We start from the raw sequence: 18,671 nt of genomic DNA, 5'->3' as shown, positions 1-18,671 counted from the left end.
CGACAGATCGGCCGACCTCAATGTGGACAATAGCCATACGACAGCTTTTTCACGAACCGAGCGGTACATTTGGTTGTGCAAAATGTAACCAGCATTTGCTACCCGCCCGCCGCACCGGGATAATGCGCGCCACTCGGCGTTAAGCGCCACGTAAGGTCGGCCGCAGATTGTGCGAGCCGCCGCGTCAAGGAAAGCCCGCAGGGGCGGGATGAATCTTTGTGATCAACTTCAACATCGCCCAATGGCGCGCATGGGCCCCTGGGCTCGAAAGCGTGGACGATTGGCAAGCCTGGAGCCGACAACCGGTCGTGCTCCAGAGCAGCGATGCCGCCCCTGACGTGTCGTTTTTGCCGGCCATGCAGCGCCGGCGACTCAGCCGCCTGGCGCGGATGGCCTTCAGTGTCGGCTGGCCGTTGGCCGATGGTCGGCAAGACCTACCGTTGGTCTTTATTTCCCGTCACGGCGAGACCCCGCGCACCTTCGAAATCCTCAGTGATCTGGCGGCCGATCAGCCGCTATCGCCGACTCAATTCAGTCTTTCGGTGCACAACGCGGTCATTGGCCTGTGGTCGATCATGCGCAGCGAAACCAGTGAAATGACCGCGCTCGCCGCGGCTGGCGATGGCCTTGAGCACGGCATGCTGGAGGCGGCGGCGCTGCTTTCGGAAGGCGCGCCCGCAGTGTTGCTGGTGGTAACCGAAGAACAGCCGCCCGAGGCCTACTCGACCTGGATCGACGATGTGCCGTTCCCTTATGCGGTCGGTTTGTTAGTCACACCCGGCAATGACTGGCAGCTGTCCCTGAACAGCAACCCGGACGAGTTGTCCAAAACTCACTGGCCCCATGCCTTGAATCTGTTGCGTACCCTGCTCGGCCAGCAGTCAACCTGCCAACATGCCTGGAAAAATCGTGTATGGACCTGGCAACGCAACCCGTAACTGAAAAAAACCGCGACGCCTACTACTGGCGCCTGCTGGCCACCGCCGCGAGCTTTACCCTTTTCGGGCTGGGCGGGCTGTGCCTGCGGTTGCTGGTTTTCCCGCTGCTCGGCTGCCTGCCTGGTGATGCCCAGGCTCATCGGCTGCGGGCGCGAAAGACCGTCAGTCGCTGCTTCTGGTTTTTTGTCCGGTTCATGGCCCGCAGCGGCGTGCTGACCTACGACATTCAGGGCGCGGAAAAACTCGGCCGTCCGGGGCAAATGATCATCGCCAATCACCCGTCGCTGATCGACGTGGTGTTTTTGATTGGTCTGGTGCCGCACGCCAACTGCGTGGTCAAAAAGAGTCTCTGGGAGAACCCCTTCACCCGCAGTCCGTTGCGCCGCACCGAATACATCAGCAACGACGGCAGCATGGACATGCTCGACGCCGCGGCCGACGCGCTGAAAAGCGGCCAGACCTTGATCATTTTTCCCGAGGGCACCCGCACCCAACCCGGCCAACCGCCGGCCTTTCATCGGGGCGCTGCGGCCATTGCCCTGCGGGGTGCGAAAATCCTCACCCCGGTGATCATCAAGGTCAGCCCGACCACATTGACCAAGGCCGAGCCCTGGTATCGGATCCCAAAACGCCGCGTGCACTTCAGTTTCCGTGTGGGGGCCGATATAGATCCACAGACCTTCTCCGAGCAGGGGCCTCCGCCACAGGCCTCGCGCAAGCTCAACGACTATTTGCACCATTACTTTATTAAGGAGCTCGCCGAAGATGAGCGATCTACACCGTGAAATTAAAACGCTGATCATCGACGCCCTGGGCCTCGAAGACATCAGCGTCGACGACATCGGCGACGACCAGACCCTGTTCGGCGAAGGCCTGGGCCTGGACTCGGTCGACGCCCTGGAACTCGGCCTGGCGATCCAGAAAAAGTACGGCATCAAGATCGATGCCGACGCCAAAGACACCCGTAACCACTTCTCCAATGTGGCGAGCCTTGCGGCGTTCGTCACTGCAAAACAGGCAGCTTGAGACCGGACCATGCAAACTCGTGACGACATCTTCAACACCCTGCGCGATGCGCTGGTCGAACTCTTCGAGCTGGACCCCGAGCGCGTCAGCCTGGAATCCAACCTGTACCAGGACCTGGAAATCGAAGCCTTCGACGCCGTCGACCTGATCGATCGCACCAAGCGCCAGACCGGCAAGAAAATCGCCGCCGAAGAATTCAAAACGGTGCGTACCGTCAGCGACGTGGTCGAGGCGGTCTACCGTCTGGTTCAACCGGCCGCATGAGCCGATTGATCGGCCTCGGCCTGCTGCTGGTGGGCCTGCTGTACCCCTTTGCGGTGTATTTCGGCATGGAGCATTTCGCCCCGTGGCAGTTCGGCCTGCTCCTGGGCAGCCTGTGGCTGGCTCGCGCGTTGACCGGCGTGCGGCGGCCCGGAAGCCTGTGGATGGCCATCGTCGCCATCGCGTTTTGCCTGCTGCTGGCGCTGTTCGACAGCCCGGCGCTGTTGCGTTGGTATCCGGTGCTGATCAGCGGCTTCATGTTGGCGCTATTCGGGCTGAGCCTGAAATACGGCCCGCCGATGGCCGAACGCCTGGCCCGTCTGCGTGAACCGCACCTGCCGGCCAAGGCAATTGTTTACACCCGCCAGGTCACCGTGGCCTGGAGTGTGTTTTTCTCTGCAACGGATTGTGCGCCGCCGCGCTGACCCTTTGGGCGCCGCTGAGTTGGTGGATGTTGTACACCGGCCTGATCTCCTATGGATTGATCGGCCTGATGTTTGCCATTGAATGGCTGATACGACAACGGGTACGAGGCCACCCATGAATTGGATAACACTTGAGCAACTGCTGCTCAAGGCTCAGCCGGAACGTGCCGTGACGGCCGAACCGGCGCTGAACCACGCGCAATTGTGCGAACAGGCCCTGCGCCTCGCCGCCGGCCTGCAAGCCCAGGGTGTGCAGCGCATTGCCGTGCACCTCGAAGATGGCGCCGACCTGGCGATTGCGCTGCTGGGCGCCTGGCGCGCCGGGGTCAGCGTGCTGCTGCCCGCCGACCTGCAAGCCCAGACTCGCCAGCGCTGGTCGACTGAAGTCGATCTGTGGCTGACCGATCAGGCCGATGATGCGCACTTGAGTGACTATCAGCATTCGCCAATGTCCGCCGCCGCGCTGGACCTGGATCGCTGTCAGCTCAGCCTGTGCACCTCTGGCTCCAGTGGCGAGCCCAAGCGCATCGACAAAACCCTGCGACAACTGGCCAATGAGGTTCAAGCCCTGGAGCAGCTCTGGGGCGCCGACCTGGGCTCGGCCTGCATCATCGGCAGCGTCGCCACCCAACATATTTACGGTTTGCTGTTCCGGGTGCTCTGGCCGCTGTGCGCCGGGCGGCCGTTCGTGCGCAAGCAACTGGCCTTCCCGGAAGACTTGCAGCGCGCCAGCCGCGAACACTCGGCGTTCGCCTGGGTCGCCAGCCCGGCGCTGCTCAAGCGCATGGGCGATAACCTCGACTGGCCAGCCTTGAGCGCGGTGCGCCGGGTATTTTCCTCCGGCGGCGCCCTGCCCGCCGAGGCTGCGCAAAGCCTGTTCGAACGCCTGGAGCAATGGCCGACGGAAATCCTCGGCAGCTCGGAAACCGGCGGTATTGCCTGGCGTCAGGACCAGAACCTCTGGCAGCCGTTCGCCGACGTCGTGTTGAGCCAGGACAGCGACGGCGCGTTGCTCATCGCCTCGCCCTACTTGCCGGCCGGCCACATTGAACACACCGCCGACGCTGCGCGGATTGCTGCCGACGGCCGTTTCGAACTGCTGGGACGGCTGGACCGGATCGTCAAACTGGAAGAAAAACGTATCTCGCTACCGATGCTGGAACAGGCGCTGATGGCCCACGACTGGGTCGCCGAAGCGCGCCTCGGGGTGGTTCAGGAAAACCGTGCCTCGCTGGGCGCGTTGCTGGTGCTCAGTCAGCAAGGGCTGCACGCCCTGCGCAATCAGGGTCGGCGCACCCTCACTCAAGAACTGCGTCAGCACCTGAGCCAACATTGCGAAGCCCTCGCCTTGCCTCGGCGCTGGCGTTTGCTGCGCCAGTTGCCGTTGAACGCCCAAGGCAAACTGCCCCAGGCCGACGTCGAAGCCCTGCTGCTGGCCCCACGCCCGAAGGCGCCAGAGGTGCTGGAACAGGTCGAAACCGACGGCGAGTGGAGCCTGCAACTGGCGGTGCCGCCAGACCTGGCCTACTTCAGCGGCCACTTTCCACAGGCACCGGTATTGCCCGGCGTGGTGCAGGTGGATTGGGCCTTGAGCCTGGGTCAGCAGTTGATGGACTTGCCGACTAGATTCGCCGGCATGGAAGTGCTGAAATTCCAGCAACTGGTGCGTCCAGGGGATGAAATCCAGCTGCACCTGCGGTTCGACCCGGTGCGCGGCAAGTTGTACTTCGCCTATCGCAACGACACTGCCACCTGCTCCAGCGGGCGGATCGTGCTGGAGGCGGCGAATGCTTAATCTTTGGCAATGGAAATCACTGTTGCAGTGGAGATCTCTGTGGGGAGGGAGCTTGCTCCCGCTGGGCTGCGTAGCAGACCCAAAACCAGTCGCCGCAGATTTCATTACGAGCGCTTCGCACTCGGACGGGAGCAAGCTCCCTCGCCACAATGGATTGGCGGAGGCTCTTCGCCATGCATAACCCCTGCGCCATCATCCCGGTCTACAACCACGAAACCGCCATCACCACGGTGGTCGACGCACTGCTCGCCCAAGGTTTGCCGTGCATCCTGGTAGACGACGCGAGCACCCCGGCCTGCGCAAAAGTGCTCGATCAACTGGCACAACGTGAGCACACCTACCTGATTCGCCTCACCATCAATCAAGGCAAGGGCGCCGCCGTCATGACCGGTTTTCGCGAAGCCTCGCGCCTGGGTTTCAGCCACGCCTTGCAGGTGGACGCCGACGGTCAGCATGACCTCACCGACGTCGCGGTTTTTATCGAACAGTCCCGCGCCCATCCCGAAGCCGTGATTTGCGGTTATCCGCTCTACGACGCCAGCGTGCCCAAGGGCCGTTTGTATGCGCGCTACCTCACCCACGTGATGGTCTGGATCAACACGTTGTCGTTGCAGATCCGCGATTCGATGTGCGGTTTTCGCGTCTATCCATTGCCGCCAACCCTGGCGTTGATCGACTCAGCGAAGATCGGCAAACGCATGGATTTCGACTCGGACATTCTGGTGCGCCTGGCCTGGCGCAACCTGCCGATGCAGTGGCTGCACACCAAGGTCCATTACCCGCTGGACGGCGTCTCGCATTTTCGCCTATTCCGCGACAACGTACTGATCTCGAGCATGCACACCCGGCTGTTCTTCGGCATGTTGCTGCGCGCCCCGCTGATCCTCTGGCGGCGGTGGCGAGCATGAGCACCGAGACAGACAAAAAGCACTGGGCTGACCGCGAGGAGCGCGGCAGTTTCTGGCTGATGAAATTCACCGCCCTCTGCGCCAAAGTGCTGGGCCGGCGGCTGTTGAGCCCGCTGCTGTACGGCATCGTCTTGTACTTTTTCCTGTTCGGCCGCAGCGCTCGTAAAAGCGCCTGGCAATACCAGCAACGCCTCGCCGACTGGAGTGGCCGCAATGAATTGCGCCCGACCCATTGGCGGGTTTTCGGGCAGTTCATGGCCTTCGCCGATTCGATGCTCGACAAGCTCGACGTCTGGAACGGCAAGCTGAGCATCGAGCAGATCGAAATCATCGACCCGGCGCTGTTGCGCACGCAGCTGCGCGGCGCCCGTGGGCAGATGCTGGTCGGCGCGCACCTGGGCAATCTCGAGGTCTGCCGCGCGCTGGCCGAGATCGGCGAAAAAGTCACGATGAACGTGCTGGTGCACACCAAGCACGCCGAGCAGTTCAACCGCTTGCTGGGCGAAGCCGGGGCGACCAATTTGCGGCTGATCCAGGTCAGCGAACTGAACCCGGTGATCATGCTGCAACTGCACGAACGCCTGGAGCGCGGCGAGTGGCTGGCGATTGCCGGTGACCGTGTGCCCTTGCATGGCGGGCGCAGCGTGACTGTGGATTTCCTCGGCCATCCGGCAGCGTTCCCCCAAGGTCCGTGGCTGCTGGCCGGTTTGCTCAAATGTCAGGTCAATCTGTTGCTGTGTTTGAAGAAGCCGACCGGCGACTATCGACTGACCCTCGAACCGTTCGCCGAGGCCGTGGTGTGGAAGCGCAGCGACCGCGAACAGGTCATTCATCAGTGGGCATCCCGCTACGCCGAACGCTTGGGTCACTATTGCCTTGAAGCGCCCCAACAATGGTTCAACTTTTACCCTTTCTGGAAGACCGATGACGACGCCAACGCTTGAGCCGGTAACCTTCGGCGAACTCCCTTGCGCATCGAAGACGTGCTGGCCCTGGCCAACCGTCAGGCGCCGACGCAGTTGCAGGGCGACCCTGAATACCGCGAGCGCATCGCCAAGGGTGCGCGCTTCCTGGATTCGCTGCTGGACAAGGAAGGCGTGATCTACGGCGTGACCACCGGTTACGGCGATTCCTGCGTAGTCGCGGTGCCGCTGCATCACGTCGAAGCACTGCCGCGTCATCTGTACACGTTCCACGGCTGTGGCTTGGGCAAACTGCTCGACGCCCAGGCCACCCGCGCAGTACTCGCGGCGCGTTTGCAGTCACTGTGCCACGGCGTGTCCGGGGTGCGCGTGGAACTGCTGGAACGCCTGCAAGCGTTCCTGGAACACGACATCCTGCCGCTGATCCCGGAAGAAGGCTCGGTGGGCGCCAGCGGTGATTTGACGCCGCTGTCCTACGTAGCCGCGACATTGTCCGGCGAGCGCGAAGTGATGTTCCGTGGCGAACGTCGCGAAGCCGCCGACGTGCATCGCGAACTCGGTTGGCAGCCGCTGGTGCTGCGGCCTAAAGAAGCCCTGGCACTGATGAACGGCACCGCCGTGATGACCGGCATCGCTTGCCTGGCCTTCGCCCGCGCCGATTACCTGCTGCAACTGGCCACGCGCATCACCGCGTTGAACGTGGTGGCGCTGCAAGGCAATCCTGAGCATTTCGACGAACGCCTGTTCGCTACCAAGCCGCATCCGGGGCAGATGCAAGTCGCCGCATGGCTGCGCAAAGACCTGGCCATCGACGCGCCGACCGCGCCGTTGCATCGTCTGCAAGACCGCTACTCGCTGCGTTGCGCCCCGCATGTGCTCGGCGTGTTGGCCGACAGCCTGAACTGGCTGCGTTCGTTCATCGAGATCGAGCTCAACAGCGCCAATGACAACCCGATCATCGACGCCGAAGCCGAACGCGTGCTGCACGGCGGGCACTTCTACGGCGGCCACATCGCGTTCGCCATGGACAGCCTGAAAACCCTCGTCGCCAACGTTGCTGACTTGCTGGATCGGCAACTCGCGCTGCTGGTGGACGAGCGTTACAACCACGGTTTGCCGAGCAACCTGTCTGGCGCCACTGCCGACCGCGCCATTGCTCAACCACGGCTTCAAAGCCGTGCAGATCGGCACCAGCGCCTGGACCGCCGAAGCCCTGAAAAACACCATGCCGGCCAGCGTGTTCTCGCGTTCCACCGAGTGCCACAACCAGGACAAGGTGAGCATGGGCACCATCGCCGCCCGCGATGCGATCCGTGTGCTGGAGCTGACCGAACAAGTCGCCGCCGCCACCCTGCTGGCCGCCAACCAAGGCGTCTGGCTGCGCAGCCAGGTTGAGGACGCACGGCCACTGCCACCATCCCTGGCCGCGATGCACGAAGAGCTGGCCAAAGACTTCCCGCCGGTCATCGAAGACCGTGCCCTGGAAGGCGAATTGCGTCTGTGCCTGAAACGAATCGCCGAGCAACACTGGAGGCTGCATGCGTAGCAAGGGAGTGCTTCACGCCGATACGGAAATCCTCGTGCCGTTCTTTGACGTCGACACCATGAACGTGGTCTGGCACGGCCATTACGTCAAATACCTGGAAGTCGCCCGGTGTGCGCTGCTGGACAAGCTCGGCCACAACTACACCGCCATGGTCGAGTCGGGTTTTGCCTGGCCGGTGATCGACCTGCAACTGCGCTATGTGCGCGGTGCGGTGTTCGGCCAGAAGATCAACGTGCGCGCAAGCCTGGTGGAGTGGGAAAACCGCCTGAAGATCAATTATCTGATCAGCGATCTGCAAACCGGTGAGCGCCTGACCCGCGCCGTTTCCGTGCAGGTCGCTGTCGACATGAGCAGCCGTGAGATGCAATTGGCCTCGCCGAAAGTGTTCACCGACGCTGTAGAAAGGATGCTGCCATGAACACCGGTATCGATACCTCTTCTGAGGCCAACCCAGTCCCCTGTGGCGAGCGAGCTTGCTCGCGCTTGAGTGCTCAGCACTCACAATCAGGGCAATGGTTGGCAAGTTTTTGGGGCCGCTTCGCAGCCCAGCGCGAGCAAGCTCGCTCGCCACGTTTTTCAGCGATCACGTGTCTGACCGTGTTGGCGCTACTAGGGCTGCCATCGCTCGCGCAGGCCTTCGACCTGCAACAACTCAGCGATCAGCTAGCCAAGCCGGATGTGATCCACGGCAACTTCGTCCAGGAAAAACACCTGCGCGCCCTGCCCCAGCCGCTGACCAGCAAGGGCACCTTCGTCCTCGCTAAAAATCACGGCTTGCTCTGGCTGCTGAAAACCCCGCTGCAACAGGATTACCGCATCAACGCCAAGGGCATCGCCCGGCGTGACGCCAGCGGCTGGCAACTGCTGCCGGGCAAGAGCGCCGGTGCCGAGCAGAACCGTTTGTTCCTCGCCGTACTGCAAGGTGACAGCAGCGGTTTGCAACGGGATTTCGAGCTGTCGCTGAGCGGCGATGCGCAGAAATGGAAGCTGACCCTCACCCCGCGCTCGATGCTGCTCAAGCAAGTGTTCAACCAGATCAACATCGACGGCGGCGAGTTGGTGAACAGCATCGAACTGCTGGAAACCCAGGGAGACAGCACCCTCATGCGCATGCAGGACAGCACTAGCGCCCAACCGTTGAGTGACGCGGAGCAACATGACTTTGCCGAGTGAACGGATGCTCCCACGGCTGTTCCTGATCCTGCTGCTGGCGGTGCTCGCGCTCGCCGGCTGGCAATGGCGTGACGGCGCACCGCTGTCGGCCAACCTGATGGAACTGGTGCCAGGTACGGCGCCGGACGCGCTGGAACTGCGCGCCGAACAACGCATGCAAGAACCGCTGAACCGCGAAATGCTGGTGCTGGTCGGCCATACCGATCGCCAGCAAGCCGTGGCCATGGCGCAGAAACTCGGCGAGCAATGGCAGGCCAGCGGTCTGTTCGAAAAGGTCCAATGGACCCTGCAAGCCGACTTGCCGGCGCTGCGCACGCAGCTGCTGCAAGGTCGGCTGGCGATGCTCTCGGACGCGGATCGGCAACAACTGATCGAGCATCCCGACGCTTTCATTCAACAGCGCGTGCAAGCGCTGTTCGACCCGTTCACCGGTTTCAGCCTGGTGCCGAGCCAGGATGACTGGCTGGGCCTGACCGGGCGCATCCAGAACAGCCAGCCACAACACGGCGCGGTGCAACTGGACATCGGCAGCGGTGCCTTGGTCGCCGATGCAGACGGCAAGAGTTGGGTGCTGCTGCGAGCGCGGACCACCGGCAACGCCTTCGACATGAACCTGCCGCTGCAAGTGGCCGCACTGCTCAAACACAGTCGTGAAGAAGCGGCTCAGGGCGACGTGCAGTTGCTCGCTGCCAGCGGCTTGCTCTATGCGGCCAACGGTCAGCAACAAGCGACCAGGGAAATGACTTGGGTCGGTGGCGGCGCCACACTCGGCATCCTGTTGTTGCTGTTGCTGGCCTTCCGGCGGCTGCGCGTGTTGCTCGCGTTTGTCCCGGTGCTGGTGGGCATGCTGTTCGGTGGAGTGGCCTGCATCGCGCTGTTCGGCCATCTGCACGTGATGACATTGGTGCTCGGTTCCAGCCTGATCGGCGTTGCCGTCGATTACCCGTTGCACTACCTGTCCAAGAGCTGGAGCCTGAAACCCTGGAACAGTTGGCCAGCCCTGCGCCTGACCTTGCCGGGGCTGACATTGAGCCTGATCACCAGTTGCATCGGCTACCTCGCCCTGGCCTGGACGCCGTTCCCGGCGCTGACCCAAATCGCCGTGTTCTCCGCCGCCGGCCTGTTCGGCGCCTACCTGTCGGCGGTGTGCCTGCTGCCGGCCCTGCTCAAGGGCACTGACCTGCGGCCGGCGCAATGGCCGCTGCGGGTTGCCGAGTTTCTGGTGAACCTGCGTGAAGCGCTTCTCCAACGCGCTCGCACGCCAGTGTTGCTGGCGCTGCTGATCGTCTTCTGTGTCGGCGGTCTGTTGCAACTCAGCACCAAGAACGACATTCGCCAATGGGTCGGTATGCCGCAACACCTGACCGACGAAGCCCAGACCATCGCGCGCATTACCGGCTACCAACCCACCAGCCAGTTCTTCCTGATCCGCGCCGCCAACCAGCAAGAATTACTCGAACGCCAAAGCGCCCTGACTGATCGCCTGGAGCAACTGGTCAACCTCGACAAACTCCAGGGCTTTCTGTCCCTCAATCAACTGGTCAGCCAGCCAAGTGAGCAGAAGCAAGTACGTGAAGCGCTAAATAAACTGCCGCAATTCTGGCAACCGTTGCTCGACGTCGGCGTACCAGTCGAGGCGCTGCAAGCCGAACTGGCGAAGTTGCAAGCGCTGCCCACCGAAGACATCGATGCAGCGCTGGCCGGGCCGTTAGCCGAACCTTATCGCACCCTGTGGCTGGGGCCGACCGCTGACGGCGGCGTGGCAGCCATGATCAGCCTGCAAGGCTTGAACAACCCGTCGCTGCTGCGGGTTCAGGCGCTGGATTTACCGGGCGTGCAATTGGTGGATCGCCTCGGCGAGCTGAATAAGGTCTTCGCTGCTACGCAGATCAGCGCCGCTGAATTGAAACTCGCCTCCTGCGTGCTGATCGTGCTGGTGTTGATCCTGCCGTTCGGCCTCAGCGGCGCGTTGCGCATCGTCGCCCTGCCATTGCTCGCCGCACTGTGCAGCCTCGCCAGCCTCGGTTGGCTCGGCCAGCCGCTGACACTGTTCAGCCTGTTCGGCCTGCTGCTGGTGACGGCCATCAGCGTCGATTACGCGATCCTCATGCGCGAACAAGTCGGCGGTGCCGCTGTGAGCCTGCTGGGCACCTTGCTGGCGGCGTTGACCACTTGGCTGTCGTTCGGGTTGCTGGCGGTGTCGAGTACGCCGGCGGTGAGCAACTTCGGTCTATCGGTGAGCCTCGGGCTGGCGTTCAGCTTCATCCTCGCGCCATGGGCCGGGCGTCACGTCCATGCCACTGCCGTCGCGGAGCCGGCAGCATGATGATCGTGCTGTTTTGGGCGATGGCGCTGGGGCTGTTCGCCGTCGCGACCCGCGTCGGCCGGCATTTCGGGTTGATCCCGATTGTCAGCCAATTGCTGCTGGCGACGTTTGGCTTGCCGCTGTTGATGTATTTCTGGATCGAGCCGGGCTGGCAGCTCAGCGGCGCCGATCTGATCTCGCCGGTATGGCTGAAAAACCTCTACAGCCTGAGTTTCGCCTTGCTGCTGGGACACATCCTCAGCGACGTGATCGACCTGCAACTGGATCGCCAGAGCCTGAAAATCGCCCTGCCGAGTTTCTGCCTGCCCTTCGCCTGCGGGCTGGCGACAGCGGTCTGGCTGTTGCCGACGCAATCGTGGATCAGCTCGTTGGCGGTCGGTTTGGTGTTCGCCATCACCGCGATCCCGGTGTTGTACCTGTACCTGCGACACATCAACTACCCGCCCGCCGCCACCCGGCGTTTGGTGCAAACCGCGATCCTCATCGACCTCACGTGCTGGACGTTGTTCGGCTTCGCCCAAGGCAGCCTGCACCTGAGCAGTTTGCTGCTGCCACTGGCCGGCGCGTGCCTGCCGTTGCTGTTGCGCCTGCTCGGTTTGCGCCAACCGCTGCTGCACAGCGGCTGCTTCTTCGCGCTGCTGGTTGTGGCCGAGCATTTCAAGCTCAACGCACTGATTTTCGGCATCGGCTATCTGCTGTGCATGGCCGTGCTCAAAGTGCCGCTGGTGTTGCCGTTGCCGGCGGTCTGGATGAATCGCTTGCAGACCTGGATCGCCATCCCGCTGATTCTCACGTTCGGCATCGTGCAGATCGACGTGCACAGCGCCATGGCCAGCCTCGGCTGGTTGCAACTGACCGCGCTGCTGTTATTCCCGATCATCAGCAAACTGCTGGGCAACTGGCTCGGCCTGGGCTGGGCCGGCGCCTCGTTTGACGGCGCCAGCCGCTGGCGGGAAAGCCTGCTGCTGAACATTCGTGGCTTGAGCGAGATCGTCTTTCTCAACCTGCTGCTGCAACAACAACTCATCAGCCCGGCGTTGTACTTCGCGCTGATGTTGATGGGCCTGATCGCAACATTGCTGCCGGCGTTGGCCGGCATGCACCGAATCCCGCTGAATATCGCCGCCCCGGCAAGGAGCTCCCGTGCCAACCGTTGAAATGGAACGTCGTCAGGTTGTGGTCATCGGCGCAGGCCCTTCGGGCGCCATCGCCGCCGCACTGCTCAAGCGCAAGGGTCACGATGTATTGGTGATCGAGCGCCAACATTTTCCAAGGTTTTCCATCGGTGAAAGCCTGTTGTCCCATTGCCTCGATTTCGTCGAAGAGGCCGGCATGCTTGAAGCGGTGAACGCCGCTGGTTTTCAGATAAAAACCGGCGCTGCGTTCGCGTGGGGCGAGCAGTACAGCGACTTCGATTTCGGCGACACGTTCAGCAACGGCAAGCCGACCACGTTTCAGGTGCAACGCGCCGATTTCGACAAGTTGCTGGCCGATCAAGCAGCGTTGCAAGGTGTGGAATTGCGTTACGGCGAAGCCATCGTCAGCGCTGATTTCGACCTGCCGAAACCGCAGCTGAATGTGCTGCGCGAGGACGGCAGCGAGTATCGCGTCGAAGCCGACTTCGTGCTCGACGCCAGCGGCTACGGCCGCGTGCTGCCGCGCCTGCTCGACCTCGAAGCACCGTCGAATTTCCCGGTGCGCCAAGCCGTGTTCACCCACGTTGAGGACCTGATCGACAACCCGGCCTTCGACCGGACCAAGATCCTCGTCACCACCCATCCGACCCATCGCGACATCTGGTTCTGGACCATCCCGTTCAGCAACGGCCGGTGCTCGGTGGGTGTGGTGGCCGCCGCCGAACATTTCGACGGTCGTACCGACAATCTGGACGAATGCCTGCGCGGCTTTATCGCCGAAACCCCAAGCCTGGCCGGTGTGCTGAACAACGCGGTGTGGGACACCCCGGCGCGGACCATCGGCGGCTACTCGGCCAACGTCAAAACCCTGCACGGCCCGGGCTTTGCGCTGCTGGGCAACGCGGCGGAATTCCTCGACCCGGTGTTCTCCTCTGGTGTGACCATCGCGATGCGCTCGGCGAGCATGGCCGCCGGCGTATTGCATCGCCAATTGCAGGGTGAAAGCGTCGACTGGCAGACCGAGTTCCGCCGCCCCGCTCAAACGTGGCGTCGACACCTTCCGCTGCTACGTCGAAGGCTGGTACGCCGGGACCTTCCAGGACGTGATTTTCCATGATGGCAGCTCACCGGACATCCGCCGGATGATCGCCTCGATCCTCGCCGGTTACGCCTGGGATGAACGCAATCCGTTCGTCAGCGAAGCGAAGCGTCGGTTGAAGGTGATTTCGGAAATCTGTGCAAGGGATGCGACATGAGTTACCTGAGCGACAACTACGTCGAAGAAACCAAATTCGGTTTCTGGTTCCTGCGCAGCCACACCTGGCAGCACCATGTGCTGCGGGTGGCAATCAACGACCTGCGCAACCTGTTCAGCGATTCGCTGCCCAGCAACCCGGTGTTGCTGGATGCCGGTTGCGGCCAGGGCAAGTCGTTCCAGTACCTGCGCCAGACTTTTTCGCCGCAACGCCTGATCGGTGTCGATGCCGACCCGCACAGCCTGCACCTCAGCGGAGAAGAGGCGGCGCGTCAGGGCATGACGGTGGAGCTGATCGGCAGCGACTGCGCGACGCTCAACGTGGCCAACGCCAGCGTCGACCTGCTGTTCTGTCACCAGACCTTTCATCACCTCGTCGAACAGGACTTGGCCCTGGCCGAGTTCTATCGCGTGCTCAAGCCGGGCGGCTATCTGCTGTTCGCCGAGTCCACCGAGGCTTACATTGATACGTGGGTGATTCGCTGGTTGTTCCGTCATCCGATGCACGTGCAGAAGAGTGCAGCCGGGTATCTGGAAATGATTCGCCAGCAGGGTTTTGAATTCGGCCCGCAGAATGTGTCTTATCCGTACTTGTGGTGGAGCCGCGCAAAGGATTTCGGGCTGTTTGAACGTTTTGGTTTGCGTAAGCCGAAGCCGTTTGGCCAACGGGAAGAAACCCTGGTCAATGTCGTGGCGCGCAAACCTCTTGAAGGTGTTGTTTGATGTCTAGCGCAATTCAAAACTGTGGGAGCGGGCTTGCTCGCGAAAGCGGTGTGTCAGTCGACATCATTGGTGAATGTCAGACCGCCTTCGCGAGCAAGCCCGCTCCCACAGGGTTTGCGGTGCTGCTGAGATTTGTACTGCTGGGTTTTGCCCTGCTGCTGAGCGCTTGCGCCAGCCGCGCGCCGCTGCCCGAGCACAGCCCGACGCTGGCGTTGCCTTTGCAATTGCACATCCAGCGTTTGATGGCTGACCAGCGTCAGGACTGGGTGTTAGTGATCCAGCAGGAAGGTCCGGGCCTGCGTTGGTCGATGATGGATTTGCTCGGCATTCCCCAGGCTCGGCAGAAGTTGATAGACGGGCAATGGCAGGCCGATGGTCTGCTGCCGCCGAACCCGGAAGCCCGGGAACTGTTCGCCGCGCTGTTGTTTGCGCTAACGCCCGAAGGCGAGTTGCACAGTAACTATCCCACTGCATCGCAGCATGGCGGGCAACGCGTGTTGCCAGAGCGCTGGGACGTTCGTTATGCGCACCCCTTGAGTTTTGAATTGAACCTGCCAAAAGGCCCGAAATACCAAGTCACGCCACTGAGCGCAGACACACCATGACCGCCTATTTGAACGCACTGGGGGTGATCTGCTCTCTGGGCCGCGACAAACAGGCAGTCGCCCGCAATCTGTTTGCCGGCGATTGCTCCGGTATGCAAAGCGAGTCTGGCTGGGTGGCGGAACGTTCGTTGCCGGTGGCTGCGGTTCACGGTGAACTGGCACCGATTCCGCCTGAGTTGATCGAGCAACGCAGCCGCAATAATCAACTGCTGCTGGAAGCGGCGCTGCAAATTCGTCCAGAGATCGATCAAGCGATTCAGACCTACGGCCGCGAACGCATCGGCGTCGTGCTTGGCACCAGCACTTCGGGCATCGACGAAGCCAGTCGCGGATTGGCCCATTACATTCGTGAGCATGAGTTCCCCGCCGACTACAACTATCAGCAGCAGGAGCTCGGCGCGCCGGCAAACTTCCTCGCCGATTGGCTGCAATTGAGCGGCCCGGCCTATGTGATTTCCACCGCTTGTACTTCCAGCGCCCGAGCCTTGATGAGCGCCCAGCGCTTGCTCGATCTGGGCATGTGCGACGCTGTGCTGTGTGGCGGTGTCGACAGTTTGTGCAAACTGACGCTCAACGGTTTCTCGGCTCTGGAAGCAGTGTCCGAGCAGCGCTGCAACCCGTTTTCCGCCAACCGTAACGGCATCAACATCGGCGAAGCGGCGGTGCTGTTTTTGATGAGCAAAAGTGCTGGCGACGGCCCCTCGATTCGCCCTGCTCGGCAGCGGCGCCAGCTCTGATGCGCACCACATTTCCGCACCGGAACCAACCGGCCGTGGCGCCCGGCAAGCGATGTACCAGGCCTTGAGCCGTGCCGCGCTGCAACCGTCGCAAATCAGTTACCTGAACCTGCACGGCACCGCCACTCAACACAACGACGCCATGGAAAGCCTGGCCGTGGCCGCGTTGTTTCCGGACGGCGTGCCGTGCTCGTCGACCAAGCCGATGACCGGTCACACCCTCGGCGCCGCCGGTGCCCTGGAAGCGGCGTTCTGCTGGTTGAGCCTGAGCGCCGACAATCCCGAACACGCCCTGCCGCCGCACGTCTGGGACGGCCAGCCCGCCCCCGACCTGCCGGCGCTCAATTGGGTGACCCCGGCCACTCGCCTGGCGTCCATTGCACCTCGCTACCTGATGAGCAATTCGTTTGCCTTCGGTGGCAATAACGTCAGCCTGATTATCGGAGACGCCCCATGATTGACTGGCCGATCGCCGAACTGCTGCCTCACGCTGGCGACATGATCCTCATCGAGCAGATCCTGTCGTTCGATGACGAGCAGATTCACACCCGCCTCACCGTCAAACCCGATGGCCTGTTCAACCGTCCCGACGGCAGCCTGCCGGCCTGGGTCGGCATCGAACTGATGGCCCAAAGTGTGGCGGCTTACGCCGGTTGCCATGCCCGTGCGCGCGGCGATGCGGTGGAGCTGGGCTTCCTGCTCGGCACCCGCAAATTCGAATGCAACGTCGAACACTTTCCTGCCGGCACCGAGCTGACCATCCACGGGCTGCGCTCGCTGGAAGACGACAGCGGCATGGGCGTATTCGAATGCCACATCAACGCCCCCGGCATCCACGCCACCGCCCGGCTCAACGTGTACCGCCCGCCCCAGGCGGCGCAATATCTTCAAGAAATCCAAGGAGTCGAGTGATGACTGAATTCGTACTGGTCACCGGCTCCAGCCGTGGCATTGGCCGCGCTATCGCCCTGCGTCTGGCCCAGGCTGGCCACGACATCGTGCTGCATTGCCGCAGCGGTCTGGCCGAGGCCGAGGCCGTGAAGGCCGAAATCGAAGCGCTGGGCCGCAACGCCCGCGTGCTGCAATTTGATGTGTCTGACCGCGCCAGTTGCAAAGCCATTCTCGAAGCTGACGTTGAAGCTCACGGCGCCTATTACGGCGTGGTGCTCAACGCCGGGTTGACTCGCGACGGTGCTTTTCCGGCGCTGAGCGAGGATGATTGGGATGTGGTGATGCGCACCAACCTCGACGGTTTCTACAACGTGCTGCACCCGGTGATGATGCCGATGATTCGTCGTCGCGCCGCCGGGCGAATTGTTTGCATCACCTCGGTTTCCGGGTTGATCGGCAACCGTGGCCAGGTCAACTACAGCGCCTCCAAGGCGGGTTTGATCGGCGCGGCGAAAGCGTTGGCGATCGAACTGGGCAAGCGCAAAATCACCGTTAACTGTGTCGCACCCGGCCTGATCGACACCGCCATGCTCGACGAAAACGTGCCGGTGGAAGAACTGATGAAAATGATCCCCGCACAACGCATGGGCACACCTGAAGAGGTGGCCGGTGCGGTGAATTTCCTGATGTCGGCGGAAGCCTCGTACATCACCCGGCAGGTTCTGGCCGTCAACGGAGGCCTGTGCTGATGAAGCGCGTCGTCGTCACCGGCATGGCCGGCATCACCTCACTGGGCAGCGACTGGGAAACCATCGCCGCCAACTTCAAAGCCAACCGCAGCGGCATTCGCCGGATGGACGAGTGGGACCGCTTCACTGAACTCAACACCCGTCTCGCCGGGCCGATCGATGACTTCAAAGTGCCAAGTCACTGGACCCGCAAGCAACTGCGCAGCATGGGTCGCGTCTCGCGGCTCGCTGTGGGTGCTGCTGAGCAAGCGTTGGCCGACGCGGGGCTGTTGGGCGATGAATCGATCAAGGACGGGCGCATGGGCGTCGCCTGTGGTTCGTCCACCGGCAGCACCGACGAGATAAAAGCGTTCGGCAACATGCTGCTCAACTCGGTAGCCGAAGGCCTGAACGCCAACTCCTATGTGCGGATGATGCCGCACACCACAGCAGCGAATATCAGCATCTTCTTCGGCCTCACCGGCCGGTTGATCCCGACGTCCAGCGCCTGCACCAGCGGCAGCCAGGGCATTGGCTACGCCTACGAGTCGATCAAGTTCGGCCGCTTGCCGCTGATGCTGGCCGGCGGCGCCGAAGAACTGTGCCCGACCGAAGCGATGGTCTTCGACGCGCTCTACGCCACCAGCCTGAAAAACGACGCGCCGCAAACCAGCCCACGGCCGTACGACAAGGACCGTGACGGCCTGGTGATCGGTGAAGGCGGCGGCATGTTGGTGCTCGAAGAACTCGAACACGCTTTGGCCCGTGGCGCACACATCCATGCCGAACTCGTCGGTTTCGGCAGCAACGCCGATGGCCAGCACACCACCCGTCCAGAGCAAGCGACCATGCGCCGCGCCATGGAACTGGCCCTGGAAGACGCCGGTTTGCAGCCGTCGGACATCGGCTACGTAAACGGTCACGGCACCGCGACCGAACAGGGCGACATCGCCGAAACACAGGCAACCAGTTCGTTGTTCGGCGAGCACATGCCGATCAGCTCGCAGAAAAGCTTCCTCGGCCACACCCTCGGGGCCTGCGGTGCGCTGGAATCCTGGTTCAGCATCGAAATGATGAACCGCGACCTGTACGTGCACACTTTCAACCTCGACGAGGTCGACCCGCACTGCGGCAAGCTCGACTACCTGCGCGGCGAGTTCCGGCAGATGAGCAACCAGTACGTAATGAACAACAACTTCGCCTTCGGCGGCGTCAACACCTCGCTGATCTTTCGCCGCTGGTCGTAACCGTATTAATCAAGGTCAAGGAGACCTC

General features: G+C 62.3%; 16 protein-coding genes and 4 pseudogenes. All 20 read left to right on the top strand.

Translation table 11 applies throughout. The features are described 5' to 3' along the window. Positions 1-212 precede the first annotated feature (212 nt). The 20 genes and pseudogenes from RHM58_RS10805 (at position 213) to RHM58_RS10710 (ending at position 18,643) form a co-directional block, all read left to right on the top strand. Positions 213-938, top strand: coding sequence for a beta-ketoacyl synthase chain length factor (locus tag RHM58_RS10805; protein ID WP_201205104.1), 726 nt, complete (start codon positions 213-215; stop codon positions 936-938). After that, a complete protein-coding gene (locus tag RHM58_RS10800; protein WP_322270337.1) occupies positions 914-1,723 on the top strand; it encodes a lysophospholipid acyltransferase family protein in 810 nt (269 codons plus the stop codon). The genes RHM58_RS10805 and RHM58_RS10800 overlap by 25 nt, the downstream gene beginning before the upstream one ends. Next, the gene (locus RHM58_RS10795; protein ID WP_201199993.1) at positions 1,704-1,964 is read left to right on the top strand and encodes a phosphopantetheine-binding protein; all 261 of its coding nucleotides are present in this window, start codon (positions 1,704-1,706) and stop codon (positions 1,962-1,964) included. The genes RHM58_RS10800 and RHM58_RS10795 overlap by 20 nt, the downstream gene beginning before the upstream one ends. Before the next feature lie 9 nt (positions 1,965-1,973). Further along, entirely contained in the window at positions 1,974-2,228 is a 255-nt protein-coding gene (locus tag RHM58_RS10790; protein ID WP_322270336.1) for an acyl carrier protein, read from the top strand. Then, a pseudogene (locus RHM58_RS10785) lies at positions 2,225-2,769 on the top strand (hypothetical protein). The gene RHM58_RS10790 and the pseudogene RHM58_RS10785 overlap by 4 nt, the downstream one beginning before the upstream one ends. Beyond that, entirely contained in the window at positions 2,766-4,445 is a 1,680-nt protein-coding gene (locus RHM58_RS10780; RefSeq protein ID WP_322270335.1) for an AMP-binding protein, read from the top strand. Before RHM58_RS10785 ends, RHM58_RS10780 begins: the two are co-directional and overlap by 4 nt. A 173-nt stretch (positions 4,446-4,618) precedes the next feature. Continuing rightward, entirely contained in the window at positions 4,619-5,353 is a 735-nt protein-coding gene (locus RHM58_RS10775; protein ID WP_322270334.1) for a glycosyltransferase family 2 protein, read from the top strand. After that, on the top strand, positions 5,350-6,297 hold the full coding sequence (locus RHM58_RS10770) for a glycosyl transferase (RefSeq protein ID WP_201199985.1): 948 nt from the start codon (positions 5,350-5,352) through the stop codon (positions 6,295-6,297). The genes RHM58_RS10775 and RHM58_RS10770 overlap by 4 nt, the downstream gene beginning before the upstream one ends. Further along, positions 6,278-7,822 (top strand): annotated as a pseudogene (locus RHM58_RS10765) (HAL/PAL/TAL family ammonia-lyase). The gene RHM58_RS10770 and the pseudogene RHM58_RS10765 overlap by 20 nt, the downstream one beginning before the upstream one ends. Continuing rightward, positions 7,815-8,240, top strand: coding sequence for an acyl-CoA thioesterase (locus tag RHM58_RS10760; protein WP_201199981.1), 426 nt, complete (start codon positions 7,815-7,817; stop codon positions 8,238-8,240). Before RHM58_RS10765 ends, RHM58_RS10760 begins: the two are co-directional and overlap by 8 nt. Positions 8,241-8,404: 164 nt before the next feature. Beyond that, the gene (locus RHM58_RS10755; protein ID WP_201205102.1) at positions 8,405-8,995 is read left to right on the top strand and encodes an outer membrane lipoprotein carrier protein LolA; all 591 of its coding nucleotides are present in this window, start codon (positions 8,405-8,407) and stop codon (positions 8,993-8,995) included. Further along, a complete protein-coding gene (locus tag RHM58_RS10750; protein ID WP_201255434.1) occupies positions 8,979-11,321 on the top strand; it encodes an MMPL family transporter in 2,343 nt (780 codons plus the stop codon). The genes RHM58_RS10755 and RHM58_RS10750 overlap by 17 nt, the downstream gene beginning before the upstream one ends. Further along, on the top strand, positions 11,318-12,478 hold the full coding sequence (locus tag RHM58_RS10745) for a sodium:proton antiporter (protein WP_322270331.1): 1,161 nt from the start codon (positions 11,318-11,320) through the stop codon (positions 12,476-12,478). The genes RHM58_RS10750 and RHM58_RS10745 overlap by 4 nt, the downstream gene beginning before the upstream one ends. Continuing rightward, positions 12,465-13,713, top strand: a pseudogene (locus RHM58_RS10740) (NAD(P)/FAD-dependent oxidoreductase). Before RHM58_RS10745 ends, RHM58_RS10740 begins: the two are co-directional and overlap by 14 nt. Continuing rightward, complete coding sequence (locus tag RHM58_RS10735) at positions 13,710-14,435, top strand: class I SAM-dependent methyltransferase (RefSeq protein WP_201255435.1); 726 nt, start codon at positions 13,710-13,712, stop codon at positions 14,433-14,435. The pseudogene RHM58_RS10740 and the gene RHM58_RS10735 overlap by 4 nt, the downstream one beginning before the upstream one ends. Then, a complete protein-coding gene (locus tag RHM58_RS10730; RefSeq protein ID WP_322270330.1) occupies positions 14,435-15,040 on the top strand; it encodes a hypothetical protein in 606 nt (201 codons plus the stop codon). The genes RHM58_RS10735 and RHM58_RS10730 overlap by 1 nt, the downstream gene beginning before the upstream one ends. Next, a pseudogene (locus RHM58_RS10725) lies at positions 15,037-16,234 on the top strand (beta-ketoacyl-[acyl-carrier-protein] synthase family protein). The gene RHM58_RS10730 and the pseudogene RHM58_RS10725 overlap by 4 nt, the downstream one beginning before the upstream one ends. Next, positions 16,231-16,689 (top strand): hotdog family protein, encoded by a 459-nt coding sequence (locus RHM58_RS10720; protein WP_201199967.1) that lies wholly within the window; start codon positions 16,231-16,233, stop codon positions 16,687-16,689. The pseudogene RHM58_RS10725 and the gene RHM58_RS10720 overlap by 4 nt, the downstream one beginning before the upstream one ends. Next, positions 16,689-17,417: a 3-oxoacyl-ACP reductase FabG gene (gene fabG, locus RHM58_RS10715; protein WP_201199966.1), complete on the top strand. Its 729-nt coding sequence runs from the start codon at positions 16,689-16,691 to the stop codon at positions 17,415-17,417. Before RHM58_RS10720 ends, fabG begins: the two co-directional genes overlap by 1 nt. Further along, on the top strand, positions 17,417-18,643 hold the full coding sequence (locus RHM58_RS10710) for a beta-ketoacyl-ACP synthase (protein ID WP_201199965.1): 1,227 nt from the start codon (positions 17,417-17,419) through the stop codon (positions 18,641-18,643). The genes fabG and RHM58_RS10710 overlap by 1 nt, the downstream gene beginning before the upstream one ends. The last annotated feature ends 28 nt before the right edge of the window (positions 18,644-18,671 follow it).

Origin of the sequence: Pseudomonas sp. 10S4 (assembly GCF_034344865.1) — a bacterium.
Taxonomy (GTDB): domain Bacteria; phylum Pseudomonadota; class Gammaproteobacteria; order Pseudomonadales; family Pseudomonadaceae; genus Aquipseudomonas.
This window is presented reverse-complemented; position numbering and strand designations above follow the sequence as displayed.